Below are 18,610 nucleotides of genomic sequence, written 5' to 3' on the forward strand. Positions count from 1 at the left end.
AAAACAGGTTAACACTAAAATTACCATGACTATGTTTAAATCAATAGGTGCCTTTATCAGCGGTATTTTTACGCCAGAGCCAAAAGAATTGATCGTCAAAATCTCTAAAGCCAATCAAGAAGGTCTATACAAGTCTATCGAACTCGCTAAAAAAGTAGCTGAGGAACAAAAAAGACATGCCATTCTCGCCGAAAAAAGGGCTATCAAACAAGCCGCTATTGACAAAAAACTTGCAGAAAAGAAAGCCAAGCTAGAAGCAAAAGAAGCTTCGAAAAAGGCCGCTCTTGAAGCGAAAGCTGCACAAAAGGCAGCGAAACTTAAGGAAAAAGAGGCTAAGCAGAAAGCTTAAACGCTGACCGCAACACACTGTCCTCTCCAAAATGAATTGAGCAGCGAGTATTGTGACAATGCTTGTTTGGCTTCAACAAAAAAGGAACCCAAGCTTATCAGTTTGAGTTCCTTTTTTTGTTTCTTCATTTCACATGATCAGGTGCAAAACGCAAGTGGATAGTGTTCAGCCATAAGCCTACTCCAACATCCCTAGCAAAGTGGTCAACTTGCTCTTGAGTGTCCGACGATCTACAATGAAATCTAAAAACCCGTGATCCTGTACAAACTCTGCACTTTGGAATCCTTTTGGCAAATCCTTGCCTATAGTCTCTCTAATAACCCTAGGGCCAGCAAATCCGATCAGCGAGCCTGGTTCTGCTATGTTGAAATCGCCCAACATCGCATAAGATGCCGTCACGCCTCCAGTAGTCGGATCCGTGAGCAAAGAGATATATGGAATCTTGGCCTCAGCCAACAATGCCAATCTTGCTGAGGTCTTGGCCATCTGCATCAATGAAAATCCTGCTTCCATCATTCTCGCACCGCCAGATTTGGAAATCATCAAGAAAGGAATCTTGTGTTTCAATGAGTAATTGATCGCTCGTGCGATTTTTTCTCCCACCACAGATCCCATAGATCCTCCGATGAATCCAAAGTCCATACAGGCTACCACCAAGGGTTTTCCATTCATCTTGCCCACGGCACTTCTGAGTGCATCCGTCAAGCCAGACTTTTTCTGTGTCGCGACGATTCTCGCAGGATATGGTTTCGTGTCAGTAAATTTGAGCGGGTCACCAGAAGACAACTCTGCATCCAATTCGGTGAATTTATTACCATCAAACAAAATCTCAAAGTATTCTTTGGATCCGATTCTTACATGATAATCATCCTCAGGGCTGACATATGCATTGTTTCGAAGCTCTCTCATATGGACGATCTTCCCGCTAGGGGTCTTGTACCACAATCCGTCGGGCGCTTCTTTTTTTGATTCTGTAGGCGTCTGAATGCCTTTATTTGTTCTTTTAAACCAAGCCATAATTAACTTTTCTGTCCTCTCCAATTCCCCGAAACCCGAGTTTTGAAGGATTGCAAAGATAGGAATTCAATTGAAGATATGTGATCGTAAAGATTGTTTTTTAGCCTTCTGTAGTTTGACCATCGACATAGTCTTGCAGATAGGCGTATTTAGGTGTCAAGACGCCATCTTTTGCCAAGGTGGCTCGTGCGATGACTTGTTCTCGATCTTCGCCGATCAAATGAGGAATCACATTGTTGACCAATTCATACCCAAAATCTTCTGAGGCATTGCGAGGGAGCTCACAGGGGAGATTATCCACTGCCATCACAGTAATATTGCCTTCATCAGATAGAGGTGGGGCGATTTTTCCTTGTGTAGGATCATAATCATAGATCGGATCTGAGATGGTAGCAGGCTGCACTGTAGAAGGGATGGACCCCTGAATATCACAAGTCACATCTGCAATCACCTTGATACTAAAATCTCGCTGCGTCATGTGCTCACGCGTAAAAAGAACTGGTGCCTTAGGATGCCAATAGGCGCAAGCGATCAGTACATCCGCAGAGGTGGCAAAATCCATAAATGTAGATTCAAAATCTTGTGGATTGGCAAAAAACTCAGCTCTACTAAACGCCCTCCCATCACTGTGCTGATGATAGTCTCGGTTGTTGAGCTGACAATAAACTGGCTCACTGTATTCCTGATGGATGAATTTGTACGCTGACACACGTTTGATCCCAATACCGTTTAGAACTTCCATGGCCCCCTTGGCGACTCTACCTCCACCCGTAATCACTATTTTGATATTAGGCAGTTTGATTTGTTTAAATTCTGTTTTGAGATCATCCCAATCGAAACATTCGTGTGCTCTGCGAATATCGAAAAGGTTGTAGCGCTTGCCAAAAGTCCACAGTGCGTTGTATGCCCCTACCAATCCTGCATAGCGCCCAAATGCTATGATGCGCTGATTGGCGGTATTTGTTAAAGTTTCATAGTCTATGAGTGTGATGTTTTTCTTCAGTACTGCCCGCAACAAGTCACGGTTATAGGCTTGTTTTTTGATCGTGTGAGAGAAGAAAAAGTAGGTTTTGCTATCCATCAATTGTTCGATAGGGACTTCCTTGACACCAAATAGAATGTCACAATCTTCTACTGAATCTACCAGTTCGATCCCTGCCTTTGCATAATCATCATCCACAAAGCAGCGAATGTCACTGCGCATGCATACAATTTGCACATCAGGGTACTGCTCTTGGATCTGTTTGGCCTGATCAGGAGTCATAGGTACTCGCCTATCGACTGGAACTTTACCTTCTTTTAGTATTCCTATCTTGGGCATGGATTGTTGTTTTTGTTGTGTCCAAAGATGGCAAGAAGGAATGAATCTGCTATTAACTACCGAGACGATTTACTCTAAAAAGTCGCCAAGTATAGAAGAAGCTTCTTTTTTGGAGTTTTTGCCATATGGTGCGATGGCCTGAATAAGTTTTCGGATAGGCATAGATTGCAGCCAAACTTTGCCAGTACCTCTAATTGTCGCTAAGAACATACCCTCACCGCCAAACACCATAGATTTTAAACTACCCGATGATTCGATGTTGAAGTCCAGCGTAGATTCAAATGCCACGACACAACCAGTATCGATGCGCAAGGTCTCCCCATGCAATACTTTCTCGATCACTGTACCACCTGCATGTACGAAAGCCATGCCATCCCCCTGTAGTTTTTGGAGAATAAAGCCCTCACCTCCTAGAAGCCCCGAGCCAATCTTTCGGTTGAGGGTGATCGAAACTTTGGTGCCGAGAGCAGCGCATAAAAAGCCATCTTTCTGCACAATCAATTCCTGATTGGGTAACTGCTGCAAGTCAATGGGAATCACTGTCCCTGGATAAGGAGCAGAAAATGCTACCTTTCTCTTGGCAGCACCTAGATTGGTAAAATGCGTCATAAAAAGAGACTCTCCAGTCAACACGCGTGTACCAGCAGACAAGAGCTTGCCCAAAAATCCCTGATCTGGACTAGAGCCATCACCCATTTTGGTTTCAAAATTGATGCCTTCTTCCATGTAGAGCATCGCGCCAGCTTCGGCAATAACTGTTTCACGAGGATCTAATTCTACCTCTACGATTTGAATGCTTTCGCCTTTGATTTCATAATCAATTTCGTGACTTCTCATAGTAGTGTTCACTTTTTGGTGTTACTTTAGACCTTCTCTGTCTTTGAGTTTTTTATCCTCTACATGCTCATTCAAAAACTGATTGAGCTCATCAATATTCATAGAAGATTTGATCTCACCAAAACTATCTATGTTCAGTTCAAAGCCTTTGAGGGCAGAATTTACCTTGGGCTGTGTCGCTTTCTTTTTTTTCATAAAGTAGAGGTCATGGAAGAAAATGACTCCATGGCCTTTTTTATACGATCAGCCACTTCATTTGTTCCTAAGACTTCCATGGTTTTCATCAAATCAGGCCCTCCAGCCTCACCTGTGACTGCCACGCGCAAAATTTGCATCACCATACCTGCCTTGGTGTCATTGGCGGCTAAAACCTCTTCAAACACTGAATGAATCTCTTCTGCAGACAGTCCGTTCTTCTCCTTTAATCGAGCTGAAAAGGTCGTCAAGACAGATTGAGATAGGTCATTCCATTTCTTCTTGACCACTTTGTCATCAAAGCTATCGGGTGCAGAAAAGAAGAACTTTCCTTTAGAATATAACTCAGGGATGAAATCAATTCTTTCTTGGAGCAAAGCAGCTATTTTCTTTGCGTTCTCTGTGGTACATTCTACTTGGTTTTCTTTGGTCTGAGACAAAAGCTCCGTAGCTAGCACTTCCACCGAACTAGTTCTGATATATTGTTGGTTGAACCAGATAGCCTTTTGAATGTCAAATTTGGCTCCTGATTTATTGATTCTTTCGATGGTGAATGCTTCAATCAGTTCATCCAAAGTAAAGATTTCGTTTTCCGTCCCGGGATTCCATCCCAAGAAGGCCAAGAAATTAACAAAAGCATTGGATAGATAGCCCTCTTCTTTGAAGCCTTTGAGTTCTTCGTCCTGTCCTTGCCATGCCAATGGAAAAATAGGAAAACCATGCTTTTCTGCATCACGCTTACTCAACTTGCCATTACCATCAGGCTTGAGTAGCAGTGGCAAGTGCGCAAACTCTGGAATCTCATCTCCCCAACCCAAATACTGATAGAGCAACACGTGCAAGGGCGCAGAAGGCAACCACTCTTCTCCTCTGATCACATGAGTGATCTTCATCAGGTGATCATCTACGACGTTGGCCAGATGGTAGGTTGGCATGCCGTCGGACTTCATCAGCACCTTGTCATCCATGGTAGAGCTGTGTACATTGACCCACCCTCTGACCATATCCTTGAGTCTTATATCTTCTTTGGCTGGTACTTTGATTCGCACTACATAGGCTTCTCCTGAATCCAATCTTTCTTTGACCTCAGCTGCGGAGAGGGTCAAAGAGTTTTTCATGTTGTTTCTGGTGATGGAATTGTAGTTGAGCGAATTGGCCTTGGCAGCTTTCAACTCTTCGCGCATCACGTCCAGTTCCTCCGGGGTATCAAAAGCGTAGTAGGCCTTGTCCTCTGCGAGCAACTGATCTACATATTGCTTGTATAAATCCTTTCTTTCGGATTGCTTGTAGGGGGCATAAGGGCCGCCTTGATCAGGACCTTCGTCAGGAACAATCCCGCACCAAGCCAATGAGTCTTTGATGTATTTTTCGGCACCCTCTACAAACCTAGATTGGTCAGTATCTTCTATACGCAACAGGAATTTACCACCATGCTTTTTGGCAAACAGGTAGTTATACAATGCGGTACGAACTCCTCCTATATGCAATACTCCAGTTGGGCTGGGCGCAAATCTTACTCTAACTTCTTGACTCATTTTTGATTAATTATTCCTTCAAAAAAATACCGGATAGCATCCGGTAGCGCAAAGGTCGATATTTTAATTTTCTTAGCTAACTGCAAGGCTGGAAATTTATAAAGGGAGGCGATTTTGGAGAGGGTATAATTACCTGCATTGCACCAGTATGCCGGCCGGGAAGGATGTTCAAAAGGTTTGTTTGAGTCGCCTTTAGAAATACAACAGCGTGGAAGCTTAATTGCACGTGGATTCCAACCATATCTGAAAATACAGAGTCTATGAGTTAGTAACTAATCCTAAAACATTATGTATAAATACCGCTACACACTACTTCTTCTATCTTTGGCTATGCTAGGCTGTGTTGATGAACACTCCTCTCAAATCGAATCAAAGAGAACCCAACTGTTAGCCCACTGCGAATCCACCGATCGCTACAAGGACAATCAAATAATCGGAACCTGGGGATTGTATCCTGATCCCAATACAGGTTATTTTTCATTTACTGCTTACACTTTTACGTTCTACGAGGACGGTACTTTCGACATGCTGATCAATGGATTTACAGATGCCATTAGTCTGGAGGATCCATGCGGATATACCTGGAAACATTATATCCATGGAGGTTTATTTAATAATGGTGACCAAAAATACTTCTGTGGCATCTACACAGATGAGAAATATAAGGAACCAGCAGCCAACTGCAATGGAGATCAGTTTTATCACCAGATGTTCACGGTAGATGATATCAAAAACGAACAGCTTACCCTGATTTTTTATGAAACCCATAATGAAGAAGAGTATACTTACGAGGTGGTCTTGACAAAGGAATGATTCTGTAGTAAGGGTTGTTGGAAAAAGTAGATTCAGGATTTGCTATGTCTCTTCCAAAAGCAACATTAACCACGTCTGTAGGATGGGTATGCTATAGCTGGATTTTAGAGTTCTGGGGGAATATACATTTATAAAGGTTGAGCATGTTTATTTCCTGTTTAAAATCGTTTAGTAGTTCAATCATCGGACGTTTCTGATATTTACTCCACTTTTGATCCATATCACCTCATTTTTTTGATTTACAACAAATGAAATCCTTTTTGGTATCCCAATTATCGAATTCGCCCGAACTCGGTTTTTAGCACCTTCTAGAACAGACTCAACAATGACTGACTTGTATTATTCCAAGTGATCGTCTTCAAAGTCCTTTAAGAAAGGAGCATCTTTATCTCTATTATGTTGGATGTGCTCCAGTCTGTCCGCATATCACCGAATATCACATAGCAATCAATGTCAGCGTTTCGTTCGATCTTCCTAAAAAGTCTGATGAATTACATGCAAAAAGCATGATATCAACACTATCTAATATATTTAGAAAACTGATTCTCGCCATAATCATTCAAGCTCCCACACAGTTGACTAGGTGCGTCATGTCCTAAAAAAACACTAGTTCAGTTTCATCCATAATGGAAGAGCCATATGTTTCCTCTCCAGATCTTGGATGAGTAAAATAATCCAAAGCGCTGAAAGCATCAAACATTTCGCAGAATCTGATCAATGGCAGTTGATTTTGGAATGACCGTTAAGCAATGTATAGCATCACACTGTAAAACGGTCTCGCTGTAGTGAGACCGTTTTTGTTTTGTAGTGCTTAGAGTTAATTATGCGATGTAAGCGATGCAGGAGATCTCCACATTGACATTTTTGGGCAAAGCGCTTACTTCTACCGTTTCTCTGGCTGGAGGGTTGTCCAAGAAATATTGACCATACACCTCGTTGACCTTTGCAAAGTCCCCCATGTCTTTGACAAAGATGCCACACTTCACTACGTTCGAGAAATCAGCTCCAGCCTCTTTGAGGATGGCAGCTATATTTTTCATCACTTGGTGGGTTTCTTCTTCTATGCTAGACTTGATCAACTGAGTGGTCTCAGGATTGATAGGAATCTGTCCAGATACATAGAGTGTATTACCAGCTAAGATCGCTTGACTATATGGGCCTATTGGCTCAGGAGCGTGTTTGGTGTATATTACTTCGTGCATATTTGATTGTTTATTACAGTAGCTTTCTAGAAATCTAGTTGCCCAAAGATAGCTATATGTCATTCTAATTATTAGTGCTTTTCAATCCTATAAAAACTCGCGTTTGTCTCTTTCTTATGGCTAAGGAAATTCGCTCCATCCAGAAACCAATTCTCAGAAGTGTCAGATAAAAATTGACATAAAAAAAACCGAGCCATTAGACTCGGTTTTTTTTTATATCAATTATGTTGAATCAATTGTAACCTGGATTTTGATTTAATCCTTTCAGAAGAGTCACATCAACCTGATATTTAGGGAACAAGTAATCCTTGGCTGGATTAAATGTTCTGTTTTCCAATGCTGGTGCAGCACCAGAGAAAACATTACCCATCTTTCTTCTTACAATATCATACCATCTACCTCCTTCGAAGGCAAGCTCCAATCTTCTCTCTTCCACTACATCTTCCCAAGTCACTGTTCCAGAGATATCAGCAGGTACTGCACTCGGTGGGTATTTAGCGTCTCCAGCTCCAGCAGCAGCCCTTGCTCTGGCTCTCACCATATTCACATAGGTAACTGCAGATGCATTGTCTCCCAACTCTACTGCAGCTTCTGCAGCAATCAACAAGACCTCAGCGTATCTCAATATGATTTGCTTCGTATTTGAATCTCTCAAACTAGGACCTGTATTGACTCCATTTCTCAAACCAGACTCCCCAGTCGCTCTAAAGTACTTGGCAATATGCGGTCTTGCTACGTTTTGAGAAATAGTTCCCCAGTTGGTATAAGAATAATTCTCCGCACCTTGATATGTAATAGCCGTATCTAAACTAACAGCCTTGCGGTAATCCTTGCCATTCCAAGTTGAGTAAACTGAAAGCTCAGGAACAAGTGCACTCCATCCAAAAGCATCAGTATGTAAGGCCTTGAATCTTTCATCACCTCTTGGACCAGTGATAGAAGTAACCTGATCTGTACCAGAATTCGAGCCCCCTAGGCTACCATCTACTTTTTCATATGAATCATTTGCATTGAATCGTAGTTCCCACAAGATCTCATTAGAAGAGACAGCAGGATCAAAAAGATCATAATAATCTGCTTCCAAACCTACATTGTACTTACCTGCATTATCAATGACCTCTTTAGCATTGTCATAAGCCTTTTGCCACTCACCTCTAGTCAAGTAGACTGATGCTAACATACCATAGGCCGCTGCCTTTCCAGGGTGGAATCTATCTACTGGTACATCAGGTAATCCTGCAGCTGCCAACTCCAAATCGCTAATAATACCTGCATAAATATCGTCTACTTCAGATTCTACTTCGTCGTAAGGGTTAAGAATATTAGAACCATCCATGTATATGAATTTTCCATAAAGTCTAACCATAACATAATGGATATGTGCACGGATAAAATACGCCTGACCAACCACGCCATCAATTTCCTCTTGTGATCCAGACACTAAATCCTTAGCATTGATTACCTGATTAACCGCTGCCAAAATTTTGTAACCCATCGGCCAAGATATATCAACAAACGCATTGTTATTGACACTCATAGCCATCTTGTCACACTCCTGTCTATAGGCTGCAGTTGATGGATCTCCAATACCACACATGTCACCTCTGACCAAAAGAGCCAAAGATAATTTTCTCCCGTAGAAATTCTCGTCACATAAGAATGAATATGCACCATTCACTCCAGATTGCAAATCAGTTGGTGTATTAAACAACCCTTCGGGAGCCAAAACACTAGTTGGTCTTTCTTCTAAGTCCTCGCAAGACATCCCAAAGACCATCACTATGGCAAACATTGCCGATATTATATATGATTTTTTCATGATTTTATTTTTAAAAATTTACTGTTAGAATTGAGAATTAAGCCTTACTTAGAAACCTAAGTTCAGACCAACAGTATAAGTTTTTACGTTAGGATATCCAGCATAGTCCAATCCTAGGTTTCTATTAGAATCTCCATCATTGGTTCCCTCTCCTTCGTTTCCATACGCAGTTTCTGGATCCAAGCCAGAATAGTTAGTAATCGTAAAGAGGTTTTGCGCACTTACATAAAATCTCAAAGATCTAACTCTTACTTTCTCTAAAACTGACTGAGGTACTGTATAGCCCAATGCAATATTTTTCAATCTTACATAGCTACCATCTTCAACCCATCTAGAAGATATTTTTTGTGTTCTTGATGGATCTACAGAAGGAATTTTGCCATCTGGGTTATCAAATCTATATCTGTCTGCTGCAGTAGCAGAAGCATTAGCCGTACCTCTCATTGATTCCAATTCCATTCTAGTAATGTTCATCATGTCATTACCATGAACTCCCTGAATGAAAACATTCAAATCAAAATTCTTATATGTAAGATCATTGTTGAATGACCATGTAAAGTCAGGGTGAGGATTACCTATTATTTTCTTATCCTTTTCTGTCAATGCACCATCGCCATCCAAATCAGCAAATTGCTCACCTCCAATTTTTGCATCAGAACCTGTCAACAACACATCTCCAGGCTGTGTTACCCCTTCATAAACAAACCCATAGTAAACACCAACTGGCTGACCTTCCTGTAGCAATTGCCATCCAGAATTAATATTGAAATGACCTGGAGTAGAGCTATATGATGATGTAGTAGTGTCTGGCAATGACAATACTTGGTTTCTGTTCATTGAAAACACCAAGTTAGACGTCCATTTCAATTCTCCTACCAAATTTCTAGTGGTCAACATGAGTTCCACTCCTTGGTTTTGAACCTCACCGTAATTCTGTAATTGTACAGATGGAGTTGAATTCACACCAATAAATGATGGGATAGGTCTAAAAAAGAGCAAATCGGAAGTGATTTTATCATAGTAATCGCCTGTTAAAGTCACACGATCACCAAATAGGCCCAAATCAAACCCAATATCCAATTGAGCTGTAGTTTCCCAAGTCAGATCAGGGTTAGCTACACTACCCAAAATCAAAGAACCTTCACCAACCATATTAGAATAACGAGGATCTAATGTAGCAAGTGACTGATAGGCGCCAATACCTTGGTTACCAGTCAATCCATAGCTACCTCTCAATTTAAAGTTTGAGATGGCATCAATTGATTGCATAAATGCCTCATCTCCTAAATTCCATGCAACTGCAGCAGATGGGAAAAATGCCCACTTGTTGTTCTTTGCAAAGTTTGATGCTCCATCATACCTAATTGTACCAGTCAATACATATTTGTCTGACAATGTATATTGCGCTCTAGAATAATATGATTTCAAGATTCTAGTATCACGATAAGAAGTAGAAGGGTTAATACCTGCACCACTTTCTAGTAACCAGTAACCTGTACTCTCAGACAAGAAATCAGAAGCACTTGCTGTAAGGTTTTCACCTACTCTCTTCTGATAAGAATAACCATTCACCCAATTGATTCTATGAACACCTAACTCCTTATTGATAGTGAAATAATTCTCTGTCAATAAGTTGGTTGATTTATCAAACTCCAATGAGGCATTACCAGTGGTTCCTCCTCTTTTTAATTGAGAAGATGCAAATTGTCCTTCTCTGTATGAAGTAACACCTGCCCCCAAAGTAGATTTGAAACTCAACCAATCCAATATTTTAATATCTACAAATCCATTGGCTTGGAAGCGATCTGTTACCTTTTCTCTATCCAATGAATTGGCAATATTTACAGGGTTATCAATGTTGTCACCGATTCTTGAAAAGTTGTAATTCCCATCAGCGTCAAGAGGTGCGGTATCTGGCTCCAGACGCATGGCAGCTCCAATCACACCTGTTGAAGCAGATCCCCCAGTTGATTCCTGTGTCAAGATACCTGTATCAGTACTTCTTCTGCCATATAGGTTCATCCCTACATTGATTCTGTCTGAAGCTTTTACCTGTACATTACTTGTAATTGAGTATCGCTCATAACCAGAGTTTAATACTACCCCTGTTTGATCATATTGTGTAGCTGAAATATAAAACTTCGTGTTTTCACCCCCACCGCTTAATGATATTTGATTGTTCAAAATAGAACCCGCTTGGTAGATTTCATCCTGCCAGTCAGTATTCACTGTAGGGTCGTAGGCATAAGCTGGTAGAGCTTCTTTAATGTAGCTTTCGAAATCTTCTCCTTGAAGCAGATCCAATCTGTTGCTAGTTTGCTGATAAGAGTAAGAACTATTGAAGTCGATCTTTGTTTTGCCTACAGCTCCAGTCTTAGTAGTCACTAGTATTACACCATTGGCAGCTCTAGAACCATAGATAGCAGTAGCGGAAGCATCTTTTAGGATTTCCATGGATGCGATATCAGCTGGAGGAGGCATTTCTCCACCTACGAATCCGTCCACGACAACAAGTGGCGCACTACTTGCATTGATAGAGCTACCTCCTCTGATCTTCATGCTCATTTCTGCACCAGGCTGGCCTCCATTGGTAGATTGAATTTGCACACCTGCAGCTCGTCCTTGTAAACCTTGAACTGCACTTAGCGTAGGGAATGCATTCAAATCTTCTGCTTTCACTGAAGACAATGATCCTGATACGTCACTCTTCTTGACAGTACCGTATCCTACTACGACTACTTCTTCTAATTGCTTGTAATCAGGCTTAAGAGCCAAATCCACTACAGATCTACCAGCAACTGCTACCTCGGTCATTTCAAAACCAACGAAGCTAAATACTAATGTAGCTGATTCAGGAGCTGAGATACTGTATTTACCATCCAGATCAGTTACTGTACCATTGGATGTGCCTTTTACCAATACAGTTGCTCCTGGAATAGTCTCTCCATCTTCGGAGGACGTCACGACACCTGTCACAGTACTCTGCGCAGATGACCAAAACGACATCAAACACATGGCACCAATCGCCATGTATTTACTTTTTAATAGTAATAGTCTTTTCATAATTATTAGTTAAAAAATTTAGCAATTCACTCTAATTGGACGATCAATTAATTGGTCTACCAATTAATTGAGACGCCAATATAGATAATATCCAAATAAGTCCACAATGTTTTCAGAAAAAATCTGTGCTTTATGTAATCTGATCAAATTGATTACCCGCTATACAATATAACTTCTTTCACACTCTCCATCAAGCGAAAACACCTCCCACTCCGTGAATTTTAGAATGCTGAATACAGCTTCAAGAGATTTAACAGATCAGCACGACACTTAGATTATGAAAAACTGTCTGCCTCAAATAATGTAAGTGCCTAATCCTTATGCCCTCACATCTATAACATTATAGGTCAGTATCATGACAATTGATTTATTTTGGTCAACCAATTTAATATTTTTTAATCAACCAATAGATAGTATTCTAATAAATAGTTAGGTTTGTTTCATTCATCTGGGAATGAAACAAGATTAAAAGAAAGATTATGAAGCAGTATTTAATATTACTATCCAGTATTATATGCATCCTATTCCTTGTATTGACGGGGTGCAAAGAAGATGAAGGCGAAACCCAAGAGCTACTCAGTGATGCCAAGCAAATAGAAACATTTGTTTTTGATGAATTTGACCCAATCATAACAGGTACCATCACAGCAGACCATACAATTGAAATAACCGTTCCTTATGGTACAGATTTGACTAGCATTGTGCCTAGTATTAATATATCTAATTTAGCAACTGTATCTCCAGAATCAGGTGTCAGTCAAGACTTCACAAATCCAGTCAGCTATACAGTAACAGCAGAAGATGGCACAACACAGATCTATGTGGTGACAGCAGTGATTTCATTAAATGATGCCAAAGAAATCACCTCATTTATATTCAATGAACTTGATCCCGTTTCATCTGCCTACATAGAGGACGGTGAAATCAAGGCGTGGGTTCAAGTGGCAACAGACGTCACGAATCTAGTCCCTACTATAGTCACTTCTGACAATGCTACAGTTTCACCCCTCTCTGGAGTAGGACAAGATTTTTCAACTCCTGTCACTTATACAGTCACAGCTGAAGATGGTACAACGCAGACTTATACAGTCACTGTAGTAGAAGAAATGGAGTTAGATGTAGATTCAGGCCCTGCCTTCAACTGGATCAATTGGTATCTATCAGTACCTATAGGCACTAGTGGGGCTACTTCTATCTATTATGAAGACATCGAAAACGATGCATTGAGTGATGAAGCATCCGAATACTTCTATCTAAACGAAGATGATAGCTATACGATGTACACCAAGTTCACAGGACAAACTACCTCGGGGGTTTCTGGCATTAATGGTGGTAAGTATTGTAGAACAGAATTAAGAGAGTACTGGAGAGGAAATCAAAATACAAATGACAACTGGTTTATGGATGGAAAAAGTTCGCATGCTATGGCTTCTACATTAAAAGTAGATTTCTGCAATGGTATCGGACAAACATACGTGGCACAGATACATGGAAAATCTACTTTTGGTGTGCCTGGCGATCCTGCAACAGTCAAAGTACTATGGGATAACGGCGAACTGCTGATCGAATATTACAGAAAGCCTACCCAAGAAGGTGACGAATGGACTAGCAAGTACATCTTCAAGAAGGATATTGGACAAGTGGACAATGAAATCTTCACGATCAAACTCAAAGTTCAAAGAGGTGTACTCTACTATGCTCTGCACTGTGAAGCCAAGGACATTGATACTGAATACGTTGAACTATATGATTATGCGGCTAATGGCTATGTACATCACAATTACTTCAAAACAGGCAATTACTTTAAATGGAACAGTGACATGACGGAAGACAGTCAGGTCACATTGTATTCTGTAAGAACAGCCCATAACTAGTACTAAAAAATTAACAAAACTTCAGGGATTGATAAAAATGACGGCACTAGACATGATTTAACCACAAAAGAACGGGAATCAATGTCATTAAGATCAAACACTATCAATTCCTGAAACACTTAATTCAGGTTAAATAAAATACGATAATGAAACAATATTTACTATTACTATCAGGCATAACGCTCCTATCAATAATCACACTTGTGAGCTGCAAGGAAGATGAAGGTGAAAAAATACTCAGTGATGCAAAGCAAATAGAATCATTTGAGTTCAATGAATTGGATCCGATTATTACAGGAGTCATTTCTGAAAATAACATTGAACTTACTGTTCCTTATGGCACAGATTTGACTCAGCTAGTAAGCAGTATCACTATTTCAGACTTAGCTACAATTTCACCTGCTTCGGGCGTAGCCCAAGACTTTTCCGCTCCAGTGAATTATACAGTAACAGCGGAGGATGGTTCTACACAAGAATATGTAGTGACCGTGATCACTGCAGAAAACCCTTTTGATGAATCGAAGGAAATACTGTCTTTCGTCTTCGCCGATCTGAATCCTGAAGTCGAGGCTCACATTGATGAAAAATACAAAGAAGCAGAAGCTTGGCTTCCGTTTCAATCAGACCGCACGAATCTAAAGCCAACCATTGTAGTTTCCGAAAAAGCGACCATTTCTCCAGCATCTGGCGAGAGTCAAGATTTTTCTTCTCCAGTTACTTACACTGTCACGGCTGAAGATGGAACAACACAGGAATACATAGTATCAGTTTTTGAAGATGAAGATGAAACTGGATTTCCTCATGCCGTCCTCAATATGAGAGGTAAATGGAAAATAACATTGCCACTCAATAAATCCGACGAATATGTAACGGACAGCCATGCAGGTGATGCCAAAGAAATAAAACCAGAAGAACTCATCACTTATGAAGAGTTGACATACGGTTTTTTCAAAACAGTGCAACACCCAGATACCGATGAGTATGGAGTAGCTTTCTCAGCCAACTGTGGAGGAGAAAGAACCTCAACTGGCACACTTTACTCTAGGTCAGAACTGAGAGAATACAATAGAAATGGCGCCAGAGATTGGAGCAACGAAGGAAACACTCTTCATAAAATGGTTTTGCGTCAAGCCGTCACACAAGCCCCTACCAACAAACCTGAAGTAGCTGCCGGACAAATTCACAATGGCGATGACCAAATTCTCATTCGATTCACTGGCAATGGCAGAGGTAGATATGATGCATACACTGATGGAGATGGAGATATCTGCACAGGGACTATCACTGAGGCTGGAGATCCTAACAACAAGACTGGAGATTTAAGATGCTACTACGAAAACAGTAAGCGATATGTCGTACTGGATAACGACTATACACTAGGAGAAATATTCACTGTCGAAATCATTGCTCAAAACAATCAGGTAATCGTCAACTACAATGGTGAAAATAAATTGACCTGGGATGTCACTCTGAAAAATTGCTACTTCAAAGCAGGTTGTTACTCACAATCGAGTTCAAAAAACCAATGCAATGGCAAAAGTTACCCTGATGATGATGTGGATGACTTGGCAGAGGTTGTTATCTACGATATGGAACTCTACTAATTTCAGCACTGCATTTTATTTAGATTGGAAGTTTTGAGTTTTATCATCTATGCTAATCAAGATGTAAACATTTGGAGCAATCAAATGTTTACATCTATCTCTAGCTTTATTACTCTCTTCCATTTGGTATTCCAATATATTAATGTACCAATTTACAGCTTGACCGATAATATTGTCCCAAATCATCCATTTCTCAATATTTTTCAATTCTAAAACGTACTATTAGTTGTAAAAAAGGAATGTATTAATTAATTTGGTCTACCAATTTTTGGAACACCATTTCATGTTCCAGTTAAGATTAGGAAAAATTACTATACTAAAATTAAGAATGACTATGAAAAGAACGATTCTAACAAACAACAAGGTTGTAGCCTTCCTTTCAAAAGGTTTTGTAGCCTCAATAATGGCTATGAGTGTATTAATATTTGCCACTTCATGTGGCGAAGACGATGGTGGGGGGAAAAAAGTAGATCCTGTTGCTTCATTTACTGCTCAAGTAGAAGTATTTGAGGTCACTTTCTACAATACCTCTGAAGGAGCTGTAAGCTATGCTTGGAATTTTGGGGATGATGCAACATCTACTGATCAAAATGTTATACACACCTACGCATCTCCAGGCGACTACACTGTTACATTGACTATCACTGGTGCTGATGGCACTACTTCTACTGCAGAGAATGTCGTTTCTATTGTAATCCCAGAAGCCGCATTCAAAAATGGAAACTTTGATTTATATGCTAGTGATAGCCCTGACTATCAATTGAATAATGATGATTGGGAGCCTGTAGCAGAGAATGGATGGGTAATAGATGAAGCAGTATTTAGAGCTGGTGGTATGACTACTGACGGCAAGTTAGACGCAGAAGGCAACAAAACCAATGGCATTAAATACAATGCTCCAAACAGAGGAGTTTACCAAGTGGTTGACGTTACTGTTGGAGCTACATACGAGGTTAAATTCGAGGCTACTACAGAGGCGCTAGATGTACCAGAAGTTGACCTAGCTACTTTTTATATGTTGAGTGAAATCATCACGAACAAAGATGGCGTAACAGATGCAAACACTTTAGGCAAAGTCTCTGTTCAAAGTGATCCAAATGGTGGTAAAACATCTTGGAAAACTTTCACATTTGAATTCACTGCTACAACTGACAAAGTTCTTTTCTTCGGAAAATCTGTGGATCCAGTAGGATCAGACAGTAATCGTGAAGTTTGGTTTGACAACTTCGAGATCACGTTAAAATGATACCCTAGCAAAATATAGAATACAAAAAGCATTGAGTTTGACTCAATGCTTTTTTTTTACCTCTCCGTATTAGGACAGGTAAATTTGGCAAGATGGTGTAGTTATTTAGAAGAAATAAACTGAAGAAATATACTGTTCCAATCCAAATTTATTCTCTCAAAAAAATTTGCGTCATATTTGGAAAACCAATATATTGGTACACCAATCATTGGAAATCCAATGATTGGTACTAATTACTATATATTTAACATGAAAGACAGATTATGAAAAATTTTACTATTTTCAAAAAGCCATTATCAGGGCTAAAAACATTTACCATGATAATGGTATTAGGAGTAGTCTTTACCGCGTGTAAAGACGATGATCCTAAACCAGGTACTGAGCCTGTAGCTAATTTCACCTCAGTGGTGGATGAGTTGAAAGTAACCTTCACCAACACTTCCACTGACGCGACATCTTACGCGTGGAACTTCGGTGACGATGCTACATCTACTGATGAGTCTCCTGTTCATACTTATGCAGAATCAGGAACTTATACCGTCACGCTCGTAGCAACTGATGACGATGAGCAATCAAACACAAAAACAGAATCTATCACAGTAGAAGTAGCTGTAGTTGGACCAACTGCTGGGTTCACTTCTGCGGCTGATTTCTTGGTAGTTACATTCACCAATACCTCAGAAAATGCAACCAGTTATGCTTGGACATTTGGTGATGACCAAACCTCTACTGATGCTGCACCAGTGCATACTTATGCAGCGGCTGGTACGTACACCGTCACTTTGGTAGCTACAGGTGCCAACAATTTAACCAACACGACGACCGCTAGTATTACAGTTGAAGCATCAACTGAGCCAGTAGCAAGTTTTACCTCTGTAGCCAATGGACTTGAGGTGACATTTACCAACACATCCACTAATTCAACTACCTATTCTTGGGATTTTGGGGTAGATGGTGACGATACAGACGTCTCTACAGACAAAGATCCCGTTTATACTTACGCTACAGATGGCACCTACACTGTTAAATTGATAGCAAGTGATGACAATGGAACAACAAACGAAATTACTGCAGAAGTAACTGTGGCAGCTGCTGCTGTCCTTGTTGTAGAATTTAATAATGGCACATTTGATTTGTATGCTAGTACTGATACAGAAAACTATCAGAAAAATAACGATATGTGGGAAGAGCCTGATGGATGGGATGACGCTAATTTCCAAGTAGGGGGAATGAGTACTGACGGTAAAAAAATTGGTGAGACTAAAACCAACGGTATCAAGTTTGCTGATGCATTACGAGGATTGTACCAAGAAATAGTGGTTGAAATAGGTACCTCATACACTGTTACCTTCGATGCCTCAACAGAAACATGGATTGATGGTGTGCAAGTAGATAAACTAAAAGCCTATTTGCTAACAGGCCCTATAACTTCTGAAACGCAAATAATTGATGACGGGGGTGCAAGTGATAACGTTTATACGTCTGTTACAGCTAAGAGTCCCGTATTGCAAGCAGATGCTACTAAATCTGGATGGGTCACTTATACAATGAACTTCACAGCAGAAACGACGTCTTTGGTCTTCTTTTTGAAGAGCATTGATCCAGCAGCTGATAGTAATAATGAGAGCTGGTTGGACAACATCATCATTACTAAGGATTAATTAATATTAATCCTATAATTAAAAGCCGCTTAGAAACCCTAAGCGGCTTTTTTCTAACCAAACCTGAGAAAAAA

Annotated in this window: 14 protein-coding genes; 6 read left to right on the forward strand and 8 right to left on the reverse strand. The window is 40.3% G+C overall.

Going from position 1 to position 18,610, the window contains the following annotated elements; translation table 11 throughout:
- Positions 1-31 precede the first annotated feature (31 nt).
- Positions 32-349, forward strand: coding sequence for a hypothetical protein (locus tag N6H18_RS03830; protein ID WP_262310513.1), 318 nt, complete (start codon positions 32-34; stop codon positions 347-349).
- Between the two features lie 177 nt (positions 350-526).
- Here the strand turns inward: N6H18_RS03830 and accD are convergent, their stop codons facing one another.
- From accD to gltX, 5 genes are all read right to left on the reverse strand, one after another.
- Positions 527-1,366, reverse strand: a complete 840-nt coding sequence (accD, locus tag N6H18_RS03835) for an acetyl-CoA carboxylase, carboxyltransferase subunit beta (RefSeq protein ID WP_262310514.1) — start codon at positions 1,364-1,366, stop codon at positions 527-529.
- A 100-nt stretch (positions 1,367-1,466) separates the two neighbouring features.
- Positions 1,467-2,687 (reverse strand): NAD(P)-dependent oxidoreductase, encoded by a 1,221-nt coding sequence (locus N6H18_RS03840; protein WP_262310515.1) that lies wholly within the window; start codon positions 2,685-2,687, stop codon positions 1,467-1,469.
- Between the two features lie 69 nt (positions 2,688-2,756).
- Entirely contained in the window at positions 2,757-3,524 is a 768-nt protein-coding gene (locus N6H18_RS03845) for a TIGR00266 family protein (protein ID WP_262310516.1), read from the reverse strand.
- A 21-nt stretch (positions 3,525-3,545) separates the two neighbouring features.
- Positions 3,546-3,719, reverse strand: a complete 174-nt coding sequence (locus N6H18_RS03850) for a hypothetical protein (RefSeq protein WP_262310517.1) — start codon at positions 3,717-3,719, stop codon at positions 3,546-3,548.
- Entirely contained in the window at positions 3,716-5,254 is a 1,539-nt protein-coding gene (gltX, locus tag N6H18_RS03855) for a glutamate--tRNA ligase (RefSeq protein ID WP_262310518.1), read from the reverse strand. The genes N6H18_RS03850 and gltX overlap by 4 nt, the downstream gene beginning before the upstream one ends.
- Before the next feature lie 288 nt (positions 5,255-5,542).
- Here gltX and N6H18_RS03860 point away from each other — a divergent pair, with 288 nt between their 5' ends.
- Positions 5,543-6,067 carry a hypothetical protein gene (locus tag N6H18_RS03860; RefSeq protein ID WP_262310519.1) on the forward strand — a complete coding sequence of 175 codons (525 nt, stop codon included), beginning with the start codon at positions 5,543-5,545 and terminating at the stop codon, positions 6,065-6,067.
- 821 nt (positions 6,068-6,888) lie between these two features.
- Here the strand turns inward: N6H18_RS03860 and N6H18_RS03865 are convergent.
- The 3 genes from N6H18_RS03865 to N6H18_RS03875 form a co-directional block, all read right to left on the reverse strand.
- Entirely contained in the window at positions 6,889-7,269 is a 381-nt protein-coding gene (locus tag N6H18_RS03865) for a RidA family protein (RefSeq protein ID WP_262310520.1), read from the reverse strand.
- Between the two features lie 232 nt (positions 7,270-7,501).
- Entirely contained in the window at positions 7,502-9,088 is a 1,587-nt protein-coding gene (locus N6H18_RS03870) for a RagB/SusD family nutrient uptake outer membrane protein (protein ID WP_262310521.1), read from the reverse strand.
- A 48-nt stretch (positions 9,089-9,136) separates the two neighbouring features.
- Positions 9,137-12,151 carry a SusC/RagA family TonB-linked outer membrane protein gene (locus tag N6H18_RS03875; RefSeq protein WP_262310522.1) on the reverse strand — a complete coding sequence of 1,005 codons (3,015 nt, stop codon included), beginning with the start codon at positions 12,149-12,151 and terminating at the stop codon, positions 9,137-9,139.
- A gap of 479 nt (positions 12,152-12,630) precedes the next feature.
- Between N6H18_RS03875 and N6H18_RS03880 the strand changes: the two genes are divergently transcribed.
- The 4 genes from N6H18_RS03880 (at position 12,631) to N6H18_RS18630 (ending at position 18,536) form a co-directional block, all read left to right on the forward strand.
- Positions 12,631-14,025 carry a polysaccharide lyase family 7 protein gene (locus N6H18_RS03880; protein ID WP_262310523.1) on the forward strand — a complete coding sequence of 465 codons (1,395 nt, stop codon included), beginning with the start codon at positions 12,631-12,633 and terminating at the stop codon, positions 14,023-14,025.
- A 146-nt stretch (positions 14,026-14,171) separates the two neighbouring features.
- The gene (locus N6H18_RS03885) at positions 14,172-15,629 is read left to right on the forward strand and encodes a polysaccharide lyase family 7 protein (protein ID WP_262310524.1); all 1,458 of its coding nucleotides are present in this window, start codon (positions 14,172-14,174) and stop codon (positions 15,627-15,629) included.
- Positions 15,630-16,038: 409 nt separating this feature from the next.
- Entirely contained in the window at positions 16,039-16,875 is an 837-nt protein-coding gene (locus tag N6H18_RS03890) for a PKD domain-containing protein (protein WP_262310525.1), read from the forward strand.
- A 317-nt stretch (positions 16,876-17,192) separates the two neighbouring features.
- Positions 17,193-18,536 (forward strand): PKD domain-containing protein, encoded by a 1,344-nt coding sequence (locus tag N6H18_RS18630; RefSeq protein ID WP_316044831.1) that lies wholly within the window; start codon positions 17,193-17,195, stop codon positions 18,534-18,536.
- The last annotated feature ends 74 nt before the right edge of the window (positions 18,537-18,610 follow it).

Source organism: Reichenbachiella agarivorans (assembly GCF_025502585.1).
Classification (GTDB): Bacteria; Bacteroidota; Bacteroidia; order Cytophagales; family Cyclobacteriaceae; genus Reichenbachiella; species Reichenbachiella agarivorans.